Raw genomic sequence first — 3,003 nt, 5'->3', positions numbered from 1 at the left:
TATGCTGATCTCGTTGCCGGATCCGGAGCGAGGAAGGCGCAAGCGTTGACGACGCTTTCCAGGCCGAGAAGAGAAGACGAACCGAACTGCAACACAACGCGGAGGATGACGATGTACATGAAGGCGGCTCGCATATGTTGGGTGCTGCTCGCGCCTCTGAGTGCCGCTGCCCAGGTACCGGCGATCCTGATAGAGGCCTGCAGCCTTCTCGAAAGCGCGCCCAAGCGGATCGAGTGTCTGCAGGCGGCGAACATGAGCGCCGACTCAGGAGCCAGGGCCTACGCGCCGCAGCCGGTGTACTCGGCAGGACCCAGCCATGCATCGGGGGCAGCCCAGCTCGCACCAGTACCGAACTCGAGCTTCACGGCCCCGAGTGGCAAAACGTGCTTCGTTGGCCCCAGGGGTGGTACCTACACCATCACCAAGAGCGGGAAGAAGAACTATGGCGGTTGCTGAGCCAAAGATCATCACATTGCAGATCGACAAAGTCGCCGCTGGCGTCTATCGGGCTGAGGCGCAGGTGCACGGCGGGGCGGTCACCGAACCTTCGGTGCACAGCAGCATCAGTGAAGCCATTGGCGAAACGGCGAGGGCGGTTCCTGATGGCTTCGCGCATTTCATGGAAGTCCGGTACTGCGGTCTGTCCAGCGGCACAGTCGGCCTGTTGGAAGCGGCACAACAAAGCGAAGAGATTGCGTCGCGCCTGGTGGCGCTGCTCGCAGAGATGCACGCTATTGCTGGGAGCTAGTACGGCGTTGCTGGCGCCAGTCCCAAGGTGCCACGGGGGCCGGGTCGGTCCACAGGCCGCGCCTATCCGCCTTGGCGGCTCTTTGCAGCGGGTACAAGTCCTCATAACCCTCTGAGTACCTGTCGAATACCCAGGCCAGCCCGGCGGCCACTTGCGAACGGCCCACGTTTTGTCCCTGGCATTGCACATCGGCCACCGTGCGGCCGTACTTGTCCTTTGTGGTGGACCTGATCGTGGCCGTCTCGCGGTGGCACAGATCGGCGAGTGCCTGGCGCGAGCGCTGACCGAAGGGCTGGGCTTTTTCTGGTGCATCGATCCCGCCGATGCGGACCTTCACCTGTTCGTATGCGCCTGGCTCGCCACAACGGGCGGTGAGAGTGTCGCCGTCGGCGATGGCAACCACTAGGCATAAGAGGACTGCTGAAGCTGGCATGTGGAAGCAGTCTACCGAGGGTGCGAGGACCAGAAAAAAATAAGCCCGCACGCGGCGGGCCTGAAGCCTTCAACGCTTTCACGCGCTTAAGGAGGAATGCCTGGATCATGCACTCGACTGAACGCCTGCGCATCCCCAACACGGATGAACGAAGTCCACAGCATCAAGTCGGGGACAGTGGGACAGCACCTCGCAGGGACTTCTGTGTTGGTCGCGGACGAGATGTTGAACCGCATCCCCTGGTGCCGAAAAAACCTTCAAACGAAGTTGATTGCGGCCTGACCGGATCGGCTACCGTGGTGTGAGCGGGTTTCCGATTGCCGGAGAGGGCGCCGATCGCCATGGGCGGACTATGATGAACATCGAACGCCCGGGAACTTCATACAGCCGCGCAAATGCCATTTGAAGACAAGAGTTTTCGAAACCGAAAAGTCCTTCAACTCGATCACAGGCCTCCCAATGTACCGATGGGCGACCAGCGTTTTCGTGAGTTGATGAATGAAATAGGTGCGGCCTTCGCCCAAGCCGATGATGGTGATGAGAAGCGCAGGCAGGCCAGAGAGCGTGAGAGCCAGCGTGAACAGTGGCTGGCCCAGCGAGAAGCGGTAATCGTTGAGATCGTCACCACCATGCGTCAGCATGGTTTGAGCATTGATGACCTTACCTGAGGTGTGACGTTGAGGGCGGGGCTGTCTGAATTTCTGTGTTCAAGGCTCCGTGTAGGGTCCATCGATTCAGATGAACCCGCGCCGCATATTGCGCGGCAGCTCGTGTGAAGCGTTCTCCATAGGCAATGGCGAACTGGTTCATGGCCTCCTTCCATTCCTTGGCTGCCCGTCCCCAGTCGGCCGTGATGTTGCGCAGCGCCAGCCACAGCAGCTTGGTGGCGGCATCGTCACTGGGGAAGTGACCGCGCGTCTTGATGATCTTGCGCAGCCTGCTGTACAGGCTCTCAATGGCGTTGGTCATGTAGATCACCCGTCGCACCGCCGGGCTGAAGGCAAAGAACGGAATGACACGGTCCCAGGTCCGGCACCAGGTCGCCACGACGGTGGGGAACTTCTGTCCCTAGGAGCCAGCCTCCAGGGCATCGAGCTCGGCCGCTGCCGCCTCTGCACTGGGTTCCGTGTAGATCGGCTTCAAGGCCGCTGCCAGCGCCTTGCGGTCCTTCCAGCTCGCGTAGTCCAGGCTGTTGCGGATCAGGTGCACGATGCAGGTTTGCAGCGTGGTGGCCGGGAACACCGCTGCCAGCGCTTCGGGGATACCTTTGAGGCCGTCGGTGACGGCGATCAGGATGTCGGCCACTCCACGTGTCTTCAGATCGTTGAACAACTTCATCCGGAACTTGGCCCCCTCGGTGTTCTCGATCTACAGGCCCAGGATGTCGCGCGTGCCATCGGGCAGCACGCCCAGCGCCAGATAGATGGCCTTGTTGCGCACCACCGCGTCCTCGCGGATCTTCACGCGCAGCGCGTCGAAGAACACCACCGGGTACATCGGCACCAGTGGCCGGCCCTGCCAGGCCGTGACCTCGGCCAATCGACGCTTTGGGCCAATTCGAGGAGGCTGCATCGCCAGCGCGCTGACGATGCAGCTCAATACCCATCAACCCCGAAACCCATCGAGTAATCTTGAGCCTGGACTTCCACTTTTGACTGGTACGTCTACAGGGGGCAGGTCAGCAGAGCCGTACCAAGCTCCGAAGCAAGTTGCTCCAAACTGGACGCTCGGGAGCACCACCTCCTGGCACAGCAGTGTGAGTACGAGACTGGGCCAAGAAGCTGACCTTCGGCATGGTGGCACTGTCAGCCTGCGTGGCCTG

At 61.2% G+C, this 3,003-nt stretch carries 3 protein-coding genes and 1 pseudogene; 2 read left to right on the top strand and 2 right to left on the bottom strand.

All coding sequences use genetic code 11. The annotated features are described in order from the left end of the window. The first annotated feature begins 442 nt into the window (after positions 1–442). Complete coding sequence (locus tag HPS01S_RS21290) at positions 443–748, top strand: hypothetical protein (protein ID WP_066161144.1); 306 nt, start codon at positions 443–445, stop codon at positions 746–748. Here the strand turns inward: HPS01S_RS21290 and HPS01S_RS21285 are convergent. Next, complete coding sequence (locus HPS01S_RS21285) at positions 732–1,181, bottom strand: thermonuclease family protein (RefSeq protein ID WP_066161149.1); 450 nt, start codon at positions 1,179–1,181, stop codon at positions 732–734. The two genes, HPS01S_RS21290 and HPS01S_RS21285, sit on opposite strands and share 17 nt — an antisense overlap. Positions 1,182–1,576: 395 nt before the next feature. Here HPS01S_RS21285 and HPS01S_RS21920 point away from each other — a divergent pair, with 395 nt between their 5' ends. Continuing rightward, a complete protein-coding gene (locus tag HPS01S_RS21920) occupies positions 1,577–1,849 on the top strand; it encodes a hypothetical protein (RefSeq protein ID WP_157576535.1) in 273 nt (90 codons plus the stop codon). A gap of 100 nt (positions 1,850–1,949) precedes the next feature. On the opposite strand, the pseudogene HPS01S_RS21275 reads toward HPS01S_RS21920, so the two are convergent. Then, positions 1,950–2,720: pseudogene (locus HPS01S_RS21275) on the bottom strand (IS256 family transposase); the annotation flags it as partial. Positions 2,721–3,003 lie beyond the last annotated feature (283 nt).

Origin of the sequence: Hydrogenophaga pseudoflava NBRC 102511 (assembly GCF_001592285.1) — a bacterium.
Lineage (GTDB): Bacteria > Pseudomonadota > Gammaproteobacteria > Burkholderiales > Burkholderiaceae_C > Hydrogenophaga > Hydrogenophaga pseudoflava.
The sequence above is the reverse complement of the archived record's forward strand: the minus strand, read 5'-3'. Positions and strand labels throughout refer to the sequence as shown.

Excerpts from the sequence above, each read along its gene's own strand:
- HPS01S_RS21920 (WP_157576535.1), top strand. The coding sequence starts at position 1,577 with ATGCCATTTGAAGACAAGAGTTTTCGAAACCGAAAAGTCCTTCAACTC.
- HPS01S_RS21285 (WP_066161149.1), bottom strand. The coding sequence starts at position 1,181 with ATGCCAGCTTCAGCAGTCCTCTTATGCCTAGTGGTTGCCATCGCCGAC.
- HPS01S_RS21290 (WP_066161144.1), top strand. The coding sequence starts at position 443 with ATGGCGGTTGCTGAGCCAAAGATCATCACATTGCAGATCGACAAAGTC.